Raw genomic sequence first — 15,621 nt, 5'->3', positions numbered from 1 at the left:
ATTCGGACCTTTCAATTGCTTCCCTGGCCGATGGCCATTTGCGTATCCTGGGCACGCGTTGTGCCCGCGGCTGCGCCCATCCTTGCCTTTTTGCCATGACGGATGAACGATCCAAGCCGGTCGACATGCAGCGGCGGGCTCAGGAAGTAGCCCTGCAAACGGTCGCATCCCTCTGCAAGGAGCCAGGACGCCTGTTCCGCGGTCTCGACGCCCTCGGCGGTCACACGCATGTCCAGACCGTGCGACAGGGAAATGATCGATCTAACGATCGTCTGGCTCTTTTCGTCATCAAGCAGATCGTTGATGAAATACTTGTCGATCTTGATGTTGTCGAAGGGAAAATTCTTGAGATAACTCAACGAGGAATATTCGGTCCCGAAATCATCGAGCGAGATCTGGATGCCAAGCACGTTGAGAGTGTTCAAGGTGTCCAGATTATTGGTCGTCCGCTCAAGAAGCACCGTTTCGGTAATCTCGAGTTCCAGGCGCTCGGCGGGGAAACCGACGAGGTCGAGCGTTTGCGAGACGCGATCGGTAAAGCCCACCGTCAGGAACTCGGCCGGGGACAGATTAACCGCAACCGTATAATGGTCCGGCCAGTTGAGGGCGGCCCGGCAGGCCTCCTCCAGCACCCATTGGCCGATTTCGCTCATCAGCCCATCGGCTTCGGCCATGGGAATGAAGGCGATCGGCGGGATGACGCCGAGCCTTGGGTGGCGCCATCGCAACAGGGCCTCAAACCCGGTGACCGTTCGGCAGCGGTCAACGAGGGGCTGGTATTCCAGGAAAAACTCCTTGTGCTGCAGCGCGACCCGCAGGCTCCGCCTCAAGAGCTCCCGCTGCTCGAGGACGAGAAGCATCGCCGGATCGAAGGTGCGTGCGCGTCGCCGCCCCTCTTTCTTTGCTGCATAGAGGGCGACGTCGGCGGCTTTCATCAGTTGCTCGCCCTCGTCGCCGTCGCGTGGTGCGATTGCGATTCCAACGCTCGCCCCGACAAAGACCGTGATGCCATCCACCACGAAGGGCTTCTTGAACTCGGCAACCAGTGTGTCGGCCAGTCTCTCTCCTGCGCTTGGTTGACCCTGTGCGATCTGAATGATCGCGAACTCATCACCGGCGAGACGAAAGGCGGTATCATCTGTGCCGAGTACGCTTCGGATGCGGTTGGCGGCAAGCTTGAGCACGATATCGCCGGCGCCGTGCCCAAGCGTATCGTTGACTGGCTTGAAGTCGTCCAGATCGATCTGCATCAGCGCGAGATTGCTTCCTTTGGTCGGAAGGAGGCGTGCGAGTTCGTCACTGAATCGACGGCGATTGGGAAGCCCTGTCAGCACATCGTGCGTTGCCTGATGCCGCAAGAGCGCCCGCTCGTCGTCCTTTGCATGTGTTTCCCCGGCGAGATCACCGGCGTCGATCTCGATGATTGCAAGCCCATCCTTGGCTGGAAGCAGCAACAGGTCGCAGGGCTCGTCGGTCGTCCTCATCAGGCGGACGGACCGGGGCCTGCCGGATTCGATGACATGCCTGACAAGCGCGGCGATCGGAGGATTAGCGAGCGCCGGATAAACATCCCATAGTTTCGCAGTGGATTGACCATCAAAGCCCTCTCGCTTCGTGAGTTCGTCGGACCAGTCGATAATGACGAGGTCGAGATCCCAGAGCGAGAACGTCGCCGCAGCGCGATGAAAAAATTCGGATCCTTGTGGAACCAGCTTTGGCCAATCCGGACGGTTTTCCGGCATATAGCTTGAACCTCCTCATCCCGCCGCGCTCGGGGTGTTGGCTTCTGAATGCTGCCGGTCGGGGCAGCTTATTTAAGAGCTAGCGTATACCGTGTCTCAGTCAACAGAAAACGCTACCTTAACACAGCATTCTGCACGTTTGTGGCGATCGGCCGGTCAATGCAACGCGAGCTCCCCGTGTGTTTCAGGGCAGGGTTGCATCCTATGACAACCGAATCTCGGTTTCCGCGGCCAGAGGAAGGATTTCATGCAGGCCGGTCCTAGCCCTCACTTGGGGGGCGAATCAGGCGCTTGGACGGAGGATGGCCTATAAAAGTCTCCTGGATTAGACAGCCGAGGGATTGCCTGCCGGTGCGTGAACCAGTGCGGGCCATCCTGTACCACGAAGATGTAATCCTCGAGACGAACGCCGAATGCGCCGGGAAAGACGACCATGGCTCATTCGAAAAACACATGCCCTTGACGAGCGGTGTGCAGTTTCCCCTGATGATGAAAGGTGCCTCGTGGATGTCGAGGCCAAGCCCATGGCCGGCGCGGTGCGGGAGACCGGGGAGGCGGTAGTCAGGACCGAGGCCATGCCGGGCAAAGACGGCGCGCGCCGCAGCATCAAGGTTTTCGCAGGGAGCATCCCGCTTCGCAGCGTCAAAGACAGCCTGCTGGACCGTCGAGCACGTATGTGCGTGTCAGATCGGAGTGATAGCCGTCAATGCGGCAGCCGGTGTCGCCGACAATTCATCCACCTTCAGCATCGTGTCGTTCGGCTGCCACCGCACTGGCCCATGGAGCGGACGGCGAGCAGTTTCTCGAGGCGGGTGACGTTATTCTCGTCGATTCCGGCGGCAGACCTGCCCGTCGCACCTATCCTTCGTCAATCTGTGCAAGCGATGCCGCGTGGTACCCATATTATCAGGCGACGCCCTCGCCCGCTCCCATTCAAAAACCAAGCACTGATTTGATGGCCGAAAGATCTCCCGTCAATAATGTTCCCGCCGGATACGAACTTCCGAAGGTCTGGACCTGGGAGAAGGGTGATGGCGGGCAATTCGCCAATATCAACCGCCCTGTCGATGGCGCGACGCATGATCAGGACCTGCCGGTCGGAAAGCATCCACTGCAGCTTTATTCATTGGCTACTCCAAACGGCGTCAAGATAGGCATCATGCTGGAGGAATTGCTGGCAAAAGGTCACGAAGGTGCCGAGTACGATGCTTGGCTGATCAGGATCGGAGATGGGGAGCAATTCGGGTCAGGCTTTGTGGAGATCAATCCAAACTGGAAAATTCCTGCATTGATGGATCGATCAACCCCTAAGCCGACCCGTGTTTTCGAGAGCGGCGCCATTCTTCTTTATCTTGCAAGCAAGTTGGATGCTTTCCTTCCAAAGGACCATCAGGCGCGCACCGAGGCCATGAACTGGCTCTTCTGGCAAATGGCGTCCGCGCCCTATTTCGGTGGCGGTTTCGGTCATTTCTACGCATACGCCCCCATGCATATAAAATGTGCGGTCGATCGCTTCTCGATGGAGGTCAAGCGTCAGCTCGACGTGCTGGATCGCCATCTTGCCGCAAACGCGTATCTGGCTGGCGACGAATATTCGATCGCCGACATGGCCGTCTGGCCCTGGTATGGCAATCTTGCGCTAGGAAGGGCTTACGGGGATGCGGGCACATTTCTTGATGTGCAGAGCTACAGCCATCTGCAGCGATGGACAAACGAGATCGCTGAACGTCCGGCCGTCAAACGCGGCCGGATGATCAATCGCATCTCCCTCGACCCGTCTGAACAACTGCACGAACGCCACGATGCCTCCGATTTCGACACCAGGACCGAGGACAAGATCAAGGCGGCGTGATGCGGTCCACTCCAAGAAGCGACGGATAGATCCGAAGCATATCTTCAGTCGGAGGACTGCCGGGAGCCGGTCAATGTCTAGGAGGAAACGGGGCTGTCTTGGCGGACGATTGATCCCTCGGGCCTTGCCCGGCTTGAACTAAAGCATTGTGGGTTCGGTCGGCTCCCCGGAGGGTGACACGATGGTCGATCCCCATTGCTCGCGTCCGATCACCCTGATCGCGTCGTCAGGTGCGGGGCGCACGAGCGCTTTTGCGTCCTCCCAAGGCGCATTCAGCCAGATGTCTGTTTCCTCCTGCGTCAGCAGCAGAACAGGCATCGCCCTTTCATGGATCGGCTTTACGACGGCATTGGGGTCCGTCGTCAGGAAGCCGTAAAGATCGTCGGTTGACAGTCCGTCCTTGACTTTGCGCACGCTTGTCCAGCCCGGCACGTGAAGACCGGCAAAGAACATCACGGGTCGCTCCTCATTGCGTGCAAACCACGCATTCGGAACACGGTCGCCGTCGCGCGTTGCGGCGGGATCAGGTTCCGCGAAGGACGTGACGGGGACAATGCATCGATGCTCCCGGCCAAGCCAGCGTTTCCAATGCGCCAGATGAAATTGCCTCACATTGGTTGTCCCACGGTCCGGCTCCATGCGGATCAGGGCGTCCATGTCCACGGTTTCACCCTTCTTCCGGAGCTTTTCGGCACGAGCTTCGGCAGCTTTCTTCTGCGCGAAAAAAGGGGATGGGAGCCCCCAGCGGGCATGAACGAGCTGCCTGCGGCCATCAAGGGTGTTCCTGACGATCGGGCCGGGCTGATCGGGATTCATCTGATAGGCGGGCATGAGATTGACGAGGCTCTCGACGTCGAGAGCCCACTTGTTGACCCAATCCTTGTCGTCCATGCGATACAAATTGCACATTTGCAGCCCATCCCGTTTCGAAGGCTATCACGGTAGACGAGGCCATGACCGGTGCCAACTGCTGCGATCGGTTAACGTCAGTAGGGCGGGCTGAGCGGCACTCTCATTGCCGTAGAATTGGATGTGACGGTTTCGATGCGCTCCATTCTTCCAGCGTCTTGACGAAGCGGGTCAACCACGCGTTCGTCTGATGAGCGTCCAACGCGCGGTGGTCGATCGTCAGGGAGACATAGGCGACCGGTCGGATCTGTATTGTGTCGGTCCCGTCGATAGTTCGCACGACAACCCGCTTTTCTATCTTCCCGACGCCAAGGATGGCTGATTGCGGCTGATTGATGATGATCGGGGCAGCGACAAGCGATCCCGACACGCCATGGTTCGAGATGGTGAAAGTGCCGCCGCGCAGGTCCGCGTTAGTGAGCTTGCCGTCCCGTCCCCTGGTGGTTGCGTCCTGGAGCCTCGCGGCGACGGCGGCGAGCTCCAGATCCTGCGCGTTATGGATGACAGGAACAACCAGCCCCCTGTCGCCGAGAGCGACGCCAATACCTATGTTGAGGTTATCGAAGATCTCCAGATGGTCATCGTGCCAGCGGCTATTGACCTCAGGCGCCGCCTGCATGGCTTCGACAACCGCCATGATGATGTAGGCAGAGTAGGAAAGATCGATGCCTTCGGCAGCAAACTCCGCCTTGAACATGTCACGGTGGCGCATCACGGCAGTGAAGTCGGCTTCGAAAATAGACGTGACGTGGGGCGCTGTTGTCACCGACTCCAGCATGTGACGCGCGATCGACAGCCTCATTGGCGTGTGAGCGACGATGTGCGACGCATGGCGGGCAGGCGGTCGATCAGATTGTCTGGGATCAATGCCGGGCGGCGTTTCGTCGCCGCCCGCCGATTTCCTCGCCTGGAAGGCGACGTCCATATCCACGCGCGTAACGCGACCATTCCGGCCGGTGCCGGCAATGGTTGCCGGATCGATGCCGTATTCCTTAGCGGCGCTTCCCACCGCTGGCGAGAAACGATCTCTGCTGCCCTTTGCGACGGATTTCCCACCCGTTGTCGATCCGTGGTCAGGTGCGGCACTGACCCTGTCGCCGGGGATCGCAACTTCTGTCCGAATTCGTGCCAACACGGCCCCGGGCACGGCATCGGCGCCTGGCATCATGAGGATTTCGGCGACAATCCCGGCAACGGGTGCAGGTATCTCCTGGGTCACCTTGTCGGTTTCGATCTCGACAAGGGGATCGTCCTGCGCAACGGCTTCTCCAGCCTGTTTAAGCCAGTTGCGAACAACGGCCGTTGTCCCCTCCTGTTCGAGGGGGACGAGAACCTCGATAAAGTCGACCATCGTTAGTACTCCAGCAGATCCTTGATTTTCTGTCTGATCCGATCCGCCGACGGCACCGCCCACTCGAGCAGGACCGGATTGTGAGGACTCGGTATGTCCGGCATCGTCAGTCGCGTAACCGGTGCGTCGAGGTCGATGAACGCCTCATTTGCGATGACGGCAGCAATCTCGGCGCCAAAGCCCGCTGTGCCAAGATCCTCGTGTACCACAAGGCACCGCCGTGTCCGACGTACCGAGGAGACGACGCTCTCTCGGTCCCAGGGCATCAATGTGCGAAGATCAATAAGATCCGCCGAGATTCCTTCTGCTGCCTCCTCGCAACGAGGAACCATCGCGCCCCAACTCACGATTGTGATCGCATCGCCCTTACCGGTGAACCGTGCCTTGCCGAAGGGAAGTGCGTAGTGGTCGCCAGGATAGGGTCGACGTGCCCACTGGTGATCGAGCATCGCGCGGTGCTCGAAAAAGATGACCGGATCATTGCCACGCAGCGCCGTGCGCAGTAACCCGACGGCATCTTCCGCATTCGAGGGAACCGCGACCTTCCAGCCCGGTTGATGGATGAAGGCGACTTCGTTGGTCTGACTGTGCCATGGGTCGCCGCATTTGAAGAATCCACCTGGCATGCGCAGGACAACAGGCGCTGCGAACCGGTTGTTGGTACGCCAGCGAATCGTCCCGCAATCATTGATCTGCTCCGTCGCCGGTTCTGCATATTTGCGGAACTGGATTTCCGGAACCGGAACAAGCCCGGCAAGCGCCATTCCGACGGCACGCCCGACGATCCCTTCCTCGGAGAGCGAGGTATCAAACACGCGCGCCTTCCCGAATTTTTCCTGCAATCCGAGTGTCACGGCATGGACGCCACCCTTCTGACCGATGTCCTCGCCGAACAACACGACGCGCTCGTTGATGCTGAGTTCGTGATCCAGCGTGCGTCTGATCGCCGTGACCATGTTGATGCGCTGGCCGTCCGGCGCAGCTTCGTCGCTCGACTCGGGAGGGCGATAGCCGGCGCTGTACTGCCCACCCATCGATTGCAGATCGCCCTCGAAGAAAACATGGCGCACCACGCTCTCGGGCGACGACACGTCCCGGCTCTCCGCCTCGATGCGCGCCTGTTCGGCAATATTGTCTGCTTCTGTTTTTGCATCATCCCATGCGTCTGCACTCATGACCGAAGGGACCAGAAAATCTCGCAGACGTGGCAAGGGGTCGCGAGCCCACTCCGCCTTGAGAAGTGCTTCGCTCTTGTAGGCCTGCGTATCCTGGAAGCTGTGGCCCTCAAGGCGCGGGACACTCAGGCGCAAAAGGGCCGGCATCCTCCGGCTGCGGACGAAGTCGACCGCATGCCGGGTCAGGTGGGCGACATCGACAGGGTTGCAGCCATCGCCTTCAAAAATGGCGAGGTTCCGCCAGCTCGCGAGGTTGGCGGCGATGTTTCCGCCGGGTGTCTGCACATCGGATGGCACCGAGATCCCAAAACCGTTGTCCTCGATGAAGAACAGCATCGGCAGCTTCTGTGTCGTGGCAATCGTCAAGGCCGACCAGAAGCCATTCGACGCAACCGATCCGTCGCCACCGAGAACGACTGCGATTGCGTCGCGGTATTCAGCCTTTCCCATTGGCCCGGCATAATACTGAAGCGCCTCAGCCCAGCCGGCTGTTGGTGTATACTGGGCGCCGACACCGCCGCACATCGGCAAGGCAGAGGCGCCGTTGCTGTTCGGATAGTTGAAGACCACGCCAATGTCGCGACCGTCGGAATAGCCGCCTGCCCGTCCCATGGCGGAGCCGAGGGCATCGGCGGGATCGACGCCAAGGGACAGAAGCAAGGGTCGAGACCGGTAGTAGCCGCAGGTGGCGTCATGCCTTTTTGTCAGTTGCAGGCCGAGAATGATTTGCGCCATGTCATGACCGCGGGCGGAAAACTGGTAGAGGACCTTCTTTTCGGGAACGAGGCGCGCTTCCTCCATTTCGTCGAGGCTGCGCGACAGATGGAGGAGATAGGCCACGCGTGGCCAGTCTATGCCTACGTCAGGCACCTCCCTGTCTCTGAAACGGGTCGCGACTACCTGTGCCATCTTCATTCCTCCCGAACTCATTGGTCCTGAGGAGAGTAACCCAATATCAGAGGCGGAACGTTTCAGGTTTCAGCCTGAATCACCGCCCATTGAAACGTTTATTTCAAGAACGCGTCCATGAGCGTAAGTGTTCAATCAGCCCCGCGCCGAGGGCAGCCAGTGCAGCAGCAGAAACTCGTCGTCCCTCGGCCATTGGGCTGAGGACGTGAAATGGTCAACTCCTCGGCCACACTGCTTTTGCGAACAGTCTAACGAGCGCACGCCCCACGTAAAAACTCCCGTGATGCACACCCGCAGGTCGAGGTTGCAAATTCGAGATGCCACATATGCGGTTTTCGAAGTGCTCATTTGGAAAGCAGTGAGCTATATATTTGTGCAACGCACAAGGAGTTTGACATGAAAATCGGCAACCGGATCGGAGAATTCCTACAGCTCCGCAAAGCATACAGAGACCTTTCCAGATTGGATGATGCAGCCCTCAAGGATATTGGCGTCACGCGCGGCGACATCAAGCGTCTGGTTTACGGTCGCTAATACGACAAGAATATCGAGACCTGCCTCAAGGCCCGCCCGAGCGGGCCTTTGTTGTGTTTAGGTCACCGCGTGGGTCCAGCCTGGACTATAGGCCACCAGATTGGCTCGCGCGTGCCGCCTTCGTCCATTCCGATATGGCGGCCACGGCCACCCCGTTTTGCGGTCAGGTCGACCATGCAACGAGCCGCGAATTCCTGGTGCCGGGGGCATTGTCAGGACGCCACGCGATCCCTTTCCGGGGCGTGGTGGGGCGACGCCAAAAGCACTGACCGCACCAAGCGCGCGTCGTGCCGGAACGGAAATTGTTAACGAGCCGGGCGTTGGATATTAACCATTTGTTAACCAAATCAGCGATAGAAATTGGTCAACGTTTTCTTAACATAGATGACCAAAGTGCTAACTGACGCTCGCTCTATCCGTATCAAGGGCCGCTCCTTCCTCGCGGTCATGCTATCGCCAGATCTTCCCTTCGACGACTGGCTCGTACGACTGGATGATCTTGCCGCACGGTCTGCCGGCTTCTTCCTGGGGCGGCCTGTCGTGCTCGACGTGAGCGATCTTCAGATCGACCGGGCGCAGCTGAAGGGTCTGATTGCCGAGCTTGCTCAGCGCAATGTCAGTATCATGGGAATTGAGGGCTGCCGGCCGTCCCTGATCGGACCAGGAATGCCGCCGGCTCTCAAGGGCGGGCGCCCGGTCTCGGATTTCGAGGTTCCGCAGCAGGAGCCGTCCATTGATGTTGAGAGCAAGACTCCGGTGATCGAAACGCGTGCGGCGTTGCAGTCGATCGTCATTCGCGAGCCTATTCGTTCCGGTCAGTCGCTGATTTTTCCAGAAGGTGACGTCACCGTTATTGGTTCCGTTGCATCAGGTGCCGAGATTATCGCTGGCGGCTCCGTTCACATCTACGGCGCCCTCAGGGGGCGCGCCATGGCCGGTTCGGTTGGCAATGCGTCCGCGCGCATCTTCTGCCGCAAGCTCGAGGCGGAGCTTGTTGCCATAGACGGCATCTACAAGACGGCCGAAGACATAGCGTCCAACTTACGCGGACAGTCCGTTCAGCTCTGGTTGGAGGGTGATTCGATCAAGGCAGAAAAACTTACCTAGGCCCGAAACTGGCTATCACACAGGAGAGAAAGATGGGGAAAGTCATCGTCGTCACTTCGGGCAAGGGTGGAGTGGGCAAGACCACATCCACCGCAGCCCTCGGAGCAGCCCTGGCGCAAAGAAACGAGAAGGTCGTTGTTGTCGACTTCGACGTCGGCCTTCGCAACCTCGACCTCGTCATGGGGGCGGAGCGCAGGGTTGTTTACGATCTGGTCAACGTCATCCAGGGGGACGCGAAGCTTTCCCAGGCATTGATCCGTGACAAGAGGCTTGAAACGCTCTTCCTTTTGCCGGCCTCCCAAACGCGCGACAAGGACAATCTGACCGCCGAAGGCGTCGAGCGCGTAATCAACGACCTGAAGCGCCATTTCGACTGGATCATCTGCGACAGCCCGGCCGGGATCGAACGCGGCGCCACGCTGGCGATGCGCCACGCCGATGTCGCTGTGGTCGTCACCAATCCCGAAGTCTCGTCCGTCCGCGACTCCGACCGCATCATCGGTTTGCTCGATTCGAAGACTGTGAAGGCTGAGCGCGGCGAGCGGATGGAAAAGCATCTGCTCCTGACGCGTTACGATCCAAACCGTGCCGAGCGTGGTGACATGCTGAAGGTCGACGACGTTCTGGAGATCCTCTCGATCCCGCTGCTTGGCATCATTCCGGAAAGTTCGGATGTGCTTCGCGCATCCAATATCGGTGCCCCCGTGACCCTGGCGGACAATCGCAGCGCACCTGCCCTGGCCTATTTCGATGCGGCCCGCAGACTGGCAGGTGAGGAGCTTGCAGTCGTTATCCCGGGAGAGAAGCGAGGCATCTTCGGCAAGATCTTTGGACGGAGGGCGGCCGCATGAGCCTCTTTAACTTCTTTGGGAAACAGCGGACCGCACCGGCGGCCCGCGAGCGCCTGCAGGTGCTTCTGGCGCACGAGCGCGTCTCTGCCGGGTCTGACCTTGTTTCGCTGTTGCGTGAGGAAATCCTTGCCGTCATCGCAAAGCATATCGACGTCGACAACGAAAGGGTGCGCGTGACAATGGACCGCGACGAGCACATGTCCGTGCTTGAGATCGATGTCGAAATTCCCCTTGGTACTTCCGTCAAGGCGGCGTGACTTCAAGGCGGCGTCCCTGACGCCGCCTTTTCATTTCAGTTGCTGGCCTCGTCTCGGATAGGCGAACGCCGTCGCCAGCTATTTCCTTCGCAAGCCGTCCATCAGAAGCCCGATGAGGCGGTTCGAGCGGTCGCGCCATTCCGGTGACGAAGGCAGGGAATAGATGCTTGAGAGGGCGTGCAACAGGTCCGTCGTGTCGATGTCGTTCCGGATCGTGCCCTCTTGCGCTGCTGCTTTCAGCAGGCCATCGGCGGCGCTCCTCAAAATCCCGCTTCCTTCTGCAAACAGGGAAGCGTTCGAGTCCATCAGGATTTTCAGACTGCTCGCCATGCCACGCTTGGCGGCGATATAGCCGACGAAACGGCGCATCCATTCTTCCAGTGCGATATCCGATGGGTGTTTTACCCCAAGCTCGGTAGCCGCCGCGGCAAGTGCCTCCAGCTCCCTGCGATAGATCACCTCGACCAGATGCTCACGTGTCGGAAAATGCCGATAAAGCGTGCCAATGCCAACGCCGGCCCTTCGAGCGATCTCTTCAAGAGAGGCTTCAACCCCACTCTCGGCAAAGGCGGCCGTCGCGACCTCGATGAGCTTTTCGCGATTCCGGCGTGCGTCGGCCCGAAGCGGGGGATGAAAGGACGATGCTGTCGCCGGCGGGGCCGAGGGCAAAATAAACTCCACACACGTTCAGGACTTGACGCGGGACGGCAAGTCACTAGATTAAACGGAGGCGCCTCCATTTATTTGGAGCGGCCTCCACTTCTTAACCCAGAAGGGGGCGTGATGTCATGCTGAAACGTGTCCGGACTTTGCTTTCAGGACGGTAGCTAGCGCACCGGGCTTGTTCGGCCACCCCACTGGTACCTCAATCCCATCCCGAGACGAGAGCAGGAGCTCACCATGACCCGGACGATCCACCTATCTCTGGACATCAATCGAAGCCGTTACGAACTCGATGTCGAGCCACGCGTGACATTGCTCGATGCCCTTCGCGAGCATCTGGGTCTGACCGGCACGAAGAAGGGCTGCGATCAGGGGCAATGCGGCGCCTGCACCGTGCATGTCGATGGCAAGCGTGTGCTTGCCTGCTTGACCCTTGCAGCGCAAGCCGAAGGCCAGCAGGTCACGACCATTGAAGGGCTTTCGTCTGACAATGGCGACCTGCACCCGGTGCAGGCAGCCTTTCTGGAGCAGGATGCCTTCCAGTGCGGTTATTGCACGCCGGGCCAGATCATGTCGGCTGTCGCGTTGATCGGTGAAGGGCGAGCCATGACGGACGACGAGATCCGCGAGGCCATGGCCGGCAACCTCTGTCGGTGCGGAGCCTACAACCATATCGTTGCGGCCGTGCGCCAAGCTTCGGAGATGGTCCGATGAGAGATTTCGACTATATCAGGGCCGGCTCCATCGACGACGCCCGAAAGCATGTCATGCAATCGGGTGCCGTGTTTCTTGCAGGCGGTACAACGCTTCTCGATCTCGCCAAATGCGGCGTTGCCGCCCCGGATTTTGTGATCGACATCAGCCATCTTTCGGACCTCGCAAAGATCTCCGCTGACGGCGACGGTGTCACGATCGGCGCGCTTGCGAAAATGGAGGACGGCGCTGCAAGTCCGGGCATTCGCGCAGATTATCCGGCCGTTTCAAAATCCCTGGCTCTTGCGGCCTCCGCGCAGTTGCGAAACATGGCGACAATCGGCGGCAATCTCCTGCAAAGGACACGCTGTCCCTATTTCCGTGACCCCGCCGTCTTCAAGGCCTGCAATAAACGTACGCCCGGTTCGGGCTGTTCGGCAATAGAAGGGATAACCCGCAATCATGCCGTGCTCGGAACCAGCAAGGCCTGCATTGCGTCCTACCCAGGGGACGTGGCTGTAGCACTAGTTGCCCTCGATGCCGTCATCGACCTTGGCGGGCGTCAGGTGGCTGTGGAAGACTTCTTCCTGCTGCCCTCGGAGACGCCCGAGCGGGAAACACTGCTGGAATCCGGAGAAATGATCCTTTCCATCAGGGTTCCCCGCACGCCGCTGGCGAAACACTCGACCTATCTCAAGGTCCGTGATCGCCAGTCCTACGAGTTTGCCGCCGCAAGTGCAGCCGTCGGATTGGAATTCGAGGAAGACGGCAAGACGATCCGGAACGCCAGTGTTGCATTGGGCGGAGTTGCGACACGGCCGTGGCGGGCGCGGTCCGTGGAGGCCGCACTGAAGGGGACGTCCCTTGACAATGTCGGAGCGATCGCCGCAGCGAGCCGGCTTGCAATGGAAGGCGCCGTCGGCCATGGCGCCAACAATCACAAGATCGAACTCGCCCCGCGTGTTGTGACGCGCGCCATTCTCGAGACAGGAGGTCTGGCATGACCATTGTGGAATCCCGCAGCAAACGTGGCGACTCCGCCGACGGCACGATCGGCGGGCGACTGTCGCGGTTAGACGGTCGCCTGAAGATCACGGGCAGCGCGCCCTATGCCCTGGAACAACCGATCAAGGGGGTTGCCTACGGTGTGCTGGTGCAGAGCAGGATTGCAGCCGGGCGTATCGTCGCCATCGACAGCAGCAAAGCCGAGGCGGCGCCAGGCACACTGATGGTCCTGACCCCGGACAGCGAACTCCATCTCACCGTTGCGTCGGACTGGTATGGAAACCGTCCGGACAATCAGCCCTACTATCCGCTGTCCCGCGATATCACCTTCAACGGCCAAGCCGTTGCAGCGGTCATCGGGGAAACGCTGGAGCAGGCGAGTGAAGCGGCAAGGCTGATTGACATCACCTATGAGGAGGCTCCGGCGATTGTCGGTTTTGACGACCCGGCGGCGAAAGAGGGAAAGCGTCTCGACGCACTGACGGTCACCTGGGGTGATGCCAGGAGTGCGCTTGCAGCTGCCCCTGTTCGCATCGAGGCAGAATACCGGACGCCGCGGGAATTCCATGTCGCGATCGAGCCGCATGGCCTAACCGCCGAGTGGGTCGGCGACACCCTGACCATCTGGGAGCCCAGCCAATGGACGCATGGGATGGCACGCACATATGCGGAATGGTTTGGGCTGCCCTATGAGAACGTGCGGATTATTTCGCCGTTCATCGGTGGCGGTTTCGGTTCCAAGGCGACAGCTTACGCGTATGGCGCAATTGCAGCGGCGGCTGCCCGAAGGCTCGCCCGCCCTGTGAAGCTTGCTGTGACACGTCCCCAGACCTTCACGGCCTTCGGCGGCCGCGCTGCCACCCGGCAGACGATTGCGCTGGGCGCCAATTCAGACGGTGTCCTCCAGGCCCTTGTCCATAGTGGCGCCAGCGAAACAGCGACCTACGCAGATTTTCCTGAGCAGACCAGCGCAGCAACGCCGTTGATGTATGCCGTCGAGAATTTCAGCGCGGAACATCGGCTGGTCGCCGTTAACACGATCGTGCCCGGAGCGTTGCGGGCTCCAGGCAAGAACCCGAGCACCTTTGGGCTCGAAGGCGCGATGGACGAGCTCGCATACGCTGTCGGTATCGATCCTGTCGAGATCCGGCTGCGCAACTATGCGGAACGCGATCCGCAATCGGGCAAGCCCTGGTCCACACGGCGGTTGCGGGAGGCGCTGTCAGCGGGCAGTGTCGCATTCGGATGGCCGCGTCGAAGCCTTGCTCCGCGCTCGATGAGAAACGGCCGGCATTTGATCGGCTGGGGCGTGGCCTGCGGAACGTTCCCTGTTCTGCGAGCCTCAAGCGAAGCGCTGGTCCGCATTCTCGCCGATGGTTCGGTAGAGGTCGTGAGTGGCGCGATCGACATGGGGCAGGGTACCTATACGATCCTTGCCCAGACGGCGGCCGATGCGCTGGGTGTGCCGGTCGAGATGATCAATGTCCGGCTTGGCGACTCATCGCTTCCTGGCGCGACGGTTGCAGGCGGCTCGATGTTAGCCGGCGCCATAACAGGGGCCGTTCACAAGGCAGCATCGGCTGCGCGTGAGGAACTCATCGCGCTTGCCCTGAACGATGGATCTTCACCGTTTCGCGGTACCGGAGCCAACACCCTGACGGTGGCCGAGGGGCGAATGGCGGTACCGCGTGACGGCGGCATGTCGATTTCGATCCGGGACCTGATGTCAGCGCTCGGTCGTCAGTCGATCGAAACGCGAAGGAACACGCTGCCGGATAACGAGCAGGGGCCGGACAGTCACCGGAAGGCATGGACGACGATGGGAAGCATCCGCGGACCAACGGCGGGGGACTATTCCATGCATAGCTGGTGCGCCCATTTTGTCGAGGTCAAGGTCGACGAGGACTTCGGGACGATCCGCGTCTCCCGTGTCGTATCGGCATTCGATTGCGGCAGGATCTACAATCCCAAGCTCGCGGAAAGCCAGTGGCGTGGCGGTATCATCATGGGGATCGGCCAGGCGCTTCTCGAAGAGGGACTGGTCGATCACCGCAATGGTCGCCTGGTCAACAACAACCTCGGTGACTATCTCGTGGCCACCAATGCGGATATCCCGGAAATAGAGGTTATCTCGGTCGGGATCCCGGACAAGGAAGCCTCGGTTCTCGGGGGTAAGGGGGTCGGGGAGGTTGGTATCGTCGGCGTGGCACCAGCAATCGCCAATGCGGTTTTCCACGCAACCGGCAAGCGGATGCGCGACCTTCCGATAACGATGGACAAAGTGTTGGGCTCGTCACCACCTTCCAAGGACTGAGCGGTCACGGCATGATGATCAGGTATTGCAAGGTGGCCCCGTCGGCCACCTGCTGCCCCGGCCCCCACCCGCCCGGGATCGCGTGAGTGCGTTGCAGCCGTTCCGGAAATTTAAAGCCACGAAGGCGCTGTTCGCCTTGTTGAACCATCACCCGCGACACGGAGGATATTCGCGAAGAGGAAAGTCTGGCACGGGAGGGAAGGCATGTCGTCGACAGCAAGCAGGATGCAAACCACGATGACAGAAAGTTCTGCTGCCG

13 protein-coding genes and 2 pseudogenes are annotated in these 15,621 nt (G+C 60.0%); 9 read left to right on the top strand and 6 right to left on the bottom strand.

The genetic code is table 11. The annotated features are described in order from the left end of the window. Window positions 1–11 precede the first annotated feature (11 nt). Together RGCCGE502_RS26575 and RGCCGE502_RS35765 are read right to left on the bottom strand one after the other, a co-directional pair. A complete protein-coding gene (locus RGCCGE502_RS26575; RefSeq protein WP_016557303.1) occupies window positions 12–1,742 on the bottom strand; it encodes a putative bifunctional diguanylate cyclase/phosphodiesterase in 1,731 nt (576 codons plus the stop codon). Window positions 1,743–2,009: 267 nt separating this feature from the next. After that, a pseudogene (locus RGCCGE502_RS35765) lies at window positions 2,010–2,474 on the bottom strand (M24 family metallopeptidase); the annotation flags it as partial. Here RGCCGE502_RS35765 and RGCCGE502_RS39300 point away from each other — a divergent pair. Together RGCCGE502_RS39300 and yghU are read left to right on the top strand one after the other, a co-directional pair. Beyond that, window positions 2,466–2,586: pseudogene (locus tag RGCCGE502_RS39300) on the top strand (aminopeptidase P family protein); the annotation flags it as partial. The pseudogenes RGCCGE502_RS35765 and RGCCGE502_RS39300 sit on opposite strands and share 9 nt — an antisense overlap. A 111-nt stretch (window positions 2,587–2,697) precedes the next feature. After that, window positions 2,698–3,594: a glutathione-dependent disulfide-bond oxidoreductase gene (yghU, locus tag RGCCGE502_RS26570; protein WP_016557301.1), complete on the top strand. Its 897-nt coding sequence runs from the start codon at window positions 2,698–2,700 to the stop codon at window positions 3,592–3,594. 138 nt (window positions 3,595–3,732) lie between these two features. Here the strand turns inward: yghU and RGCCGE502_RS26565 are convergent, their stop codons facing one another. The 3 genes from RGCCGE502_RS26565 to RGCCGE502_RS26555 all read right to left on the bottom strand — a co-directional run bounded on the left by RGCCGE502_RS26565 (window position 3,733) and on the right by RGCCGE502_RS26555 (window position 7,938). Further along, window positions 3,733–4,503: an SOS response-associated peptidase gene (locus tag RGCCGE502_RS26565; protein ID WP_019280280.1), complete on the bottom strand. Its 771-nt coding sequence runs from the start codon at window positions 4,501–4,503 to the stop codon at window positions 3,733–3,735. A 103-nt stretch (window positions 4,504–4,606) separates the two neighbouring features. After that, entirely contained in the window at window positions 4,607–5,854 is a 1,248-nt protein-coding gene (locus RGCCGE502_RS26560) for a dihydrolipoamide acetyltransferase family protein (protein ID WP_016557299.1), read from the bottom strand. Between the two features lie 2 nt (window positions 5,855–5,856). Next, the gene (locus RGCCGE502_RS26555) at window positions 5,857–7,938 is read right to left on the bottom strand and encodes an alpha-ketoacid dehydrogenase subunit alpha/beta (protein ID WP_019280279.1); all 2,082 of its coding nucleotides are present in this window, start codon (window positions 7,936–7,938) and stop codon (window positions 5,857–5,859) included. Window positions 7,939–8,334: 396 nt separating this feature from the next. Here RGCCGE502_RS26555 and RGCCGE502_RS35760 point away from each other — a divergent pair, with 396 nt between their 5' ends. The 4 genes from RGCCGE502_RS35760 to minE all read left to right on the top strand — a co-directional run bounded on the left by RGCCGE502_RS35760 (window position 8,335) and on the right by minE (window position 10,687). Continuing rightward, window positions 8,335–8,472 carry a DUF1127 domain-containing protein gene (locus RGCCGE502_RS35760; RefSeq protein WP_007797120.1) on the top strand — a complete coding sequence of 46 codons (138 nt, stop codon included), beginning with the start codon at window positions 8,335–8,337 and terminating at the stop codon, window positions 8,470–8,472. Between the two features lie 384 nt (window positions 8,473–8,856). Further along, complete coding sequence (gene minC / locus RGCCGE502_RS26550; protein ID WP_016557297.1) at window positions 8,857–9,579, top strand: septum site-determining protein MinC; 723 nt, start codon at window positions 8,857–8,859, stop codon at window positions 9,577–9,579. A 32-nt stretch (window positions 9,580–9,611) separates the two neighbouring features. Continuing rightward, complete coding sequence (minD, locus tag RGCCGE502_RS26545; protein WP_016557296.1) at window positions 9,612–10,430, top strand: septum site-determining protein MinD; 819 nt, start codon at window positions 9,612–9,614, stop codon at window positions 10,428–10,430. Further along, on the top strand, window positions 10,427–10,687 hold the full coding sequence (gene minE / locus RGCCGE502_RS26540; protein ID WP_016557295.1) for a cell division topological specificity factor MinE: 261 nt from the start codon (window positions 10,427–10,429) through the stop codon (window positions 10,685–10,687). Before minD ends, minE begins: the two co-directional genes overlap by 4 nt. A 78-nt stretch (window positions 10,688–10,765) precedes the next feature. On the opposite strand, the gene RGCCGE502_RS26535 is transcribed toward minE, so the two are convergent. Next, on the bottom strand, window positions 10,766–11,356 hold the full coding sequence (locus RGCCGE502_RS26535; protein WP_016557294.1) for a TetR/AcrR family transcriptional regulator: 591 nt from the start codon (window positions 11,354–11,356) through the stop codon (window positions 10,766–10,768). A 231-nt stretch (window positions 11,357–11,587) separates the two neighbouring features. Between RGCCGE502_RS26535 and RGCCGE502_RS26530 the strand changes: the two genes are divergently transcribed. From RGCCGE502_RS26530 to RGCCGE502_RS26520, 3 genes are read left to right on the top strand one after another with little or no spacing between them, the layout of a single operon-like run. Further along, entirely contained in the window at window positions 11,588–12,064 is a 477-nt protein-coding gene (locus tag RGCCGE502_RS26530) for a (2Fe-2S)-binding protein (RefSeq protein WP_016557293.1), read from the top strand. Further along, window positions 12,061–13,047, top strand: a complete 987-nt coding sequence (locus tag RGCCGE502_RS26525) for an FAD binding domain-containing protein (protein ID WP_016557292.1) — start codon at window positions 12,061–12,063, stop codon at window positions 13,045–13,047. Before RGCCGE502_RS26530 ends, RGCCGE502_RS26525 begins: the two co-directional genes overlap by 4 nt. Beyond that, window positions 13,044–15,362 carry a xanthine dehydrogenase family protein molybdopterin-binding subunit gene (locus RGCCGE502_RS26520; protein WP_016557291.1) on the top strand — a complete coding sequence of 773 codons (2,319 nt, stop codon included), beginning with the start codon at window positions 13,044–13,046 and terminating at the stop codon, window positions 15,360–15,362. Before RGCCGE502_RS26525 ends, RGCCGE502_RS26520 begins: the two co-directional genes overlap by 4 nt. Window positions 15,363–15,621 lie beyond the last annotated feature (259 nt).

The sequence above is a fragment of the Rhizobium grahamii CCGE 502 genome (assembly GCF_000298315.2).
GTDB classification, from domain to species: Bacteria; Pseudomonadota; Alphaproteobacteria; order Rhizobiales; family Rhizobiaceae; genus Rhizobium; species Rhizobium grahamii.
The sequence above is the reverse complement of the archived record's forward strand: the minus strand, read 5'-3'. Positions and strand labels throughout refer to the sequence as shown.

Bases quoted from the DNA above. Each gene is read 5' to 3' on its own strand.
- RGCCGE502_RS26575 (WP_016557303.1), bottom strand. From the start codon at position 1,742: ATGCCGGAAAACCGTCCGGATTGGCCAAAGCTGGTTCCACAAGGATCC.
- yghU (WP_016557301.1), top strand. From the start codon at position 2,698: ATGGCCGAAAGATCTCCCGTCAATAATGTTCCCGCCGGATACGAACTT.
- RGCCGE502_RS26565 (WP_019280280.1), bottom strand. From the start codon at position 4,503: ATGTGCAATTTGTATCGCATGGACGACAAGGATTGGGTCAACAAGTGG.
- RGCCGE502_RS26560 (WP_016557299.1), bottom strand. From the start codon at position 5,854: ATGGTCGACTTTATCGAGGTTCTCGTCCCCCTCGAACAGGAGGGGACA.
- RGCCGE502_RS26555 (WP_019280279.1), bottom strand. From the start codon at position 7,938: ATGGCACAGGTAGTCGCGACCCGTTTCAGAGACAGGGAGGTGCCTGAC.
- RGCCGE502_RS35760 (WP_007797120.1), top strand. From the start codon at position 8,335: ATGAAAATCGGCAACCGGATCGGAGAATTCCTACAGCTCCGCAAAGCA.
- minC (WP_016557297.1), top strand. From the start codon at position 8,857: ATGACCAAAGTGCTAACTGACGCTCGCTCTATCCGTATCAAGGGCCGC.
- minD (WP_016557296.1), top strand. From the start codon at position 9,612: ATGGGGAAAGTCATCGTCGTCACTTCGGGCAAGGGTGGAGTGGGCAAG.
- minE (WP_016557295.1), top strand. From the start codon at position 10,427: ATGAGCCTCTTTAACTTCTTTGGGAAACAGCGGACCGCACCGGCGGCC.
- RGCCGE502_RS26530 (WP_016557293.1), top strand. From the start codon at position 11,588: ATGACCCGGACGATCCACCTATCTCTGGACATCAATCGAAGCCGTTAC.
- RGCCGE502_RS26525 (WP_016557292.1), top strand. From the start codon at position 12,061: ATGAGAGATTTCGACTATATCAGGGCCGGCTCCATCGACGACGCCCGA.
- RGCCGE502_RS26520 (WP_016557291.1), top strand. From the start codon at position 13,044: ATGACCATTGTGGAATCCCGCAGCAAACGTGGCGACTCCGCCGACGGC.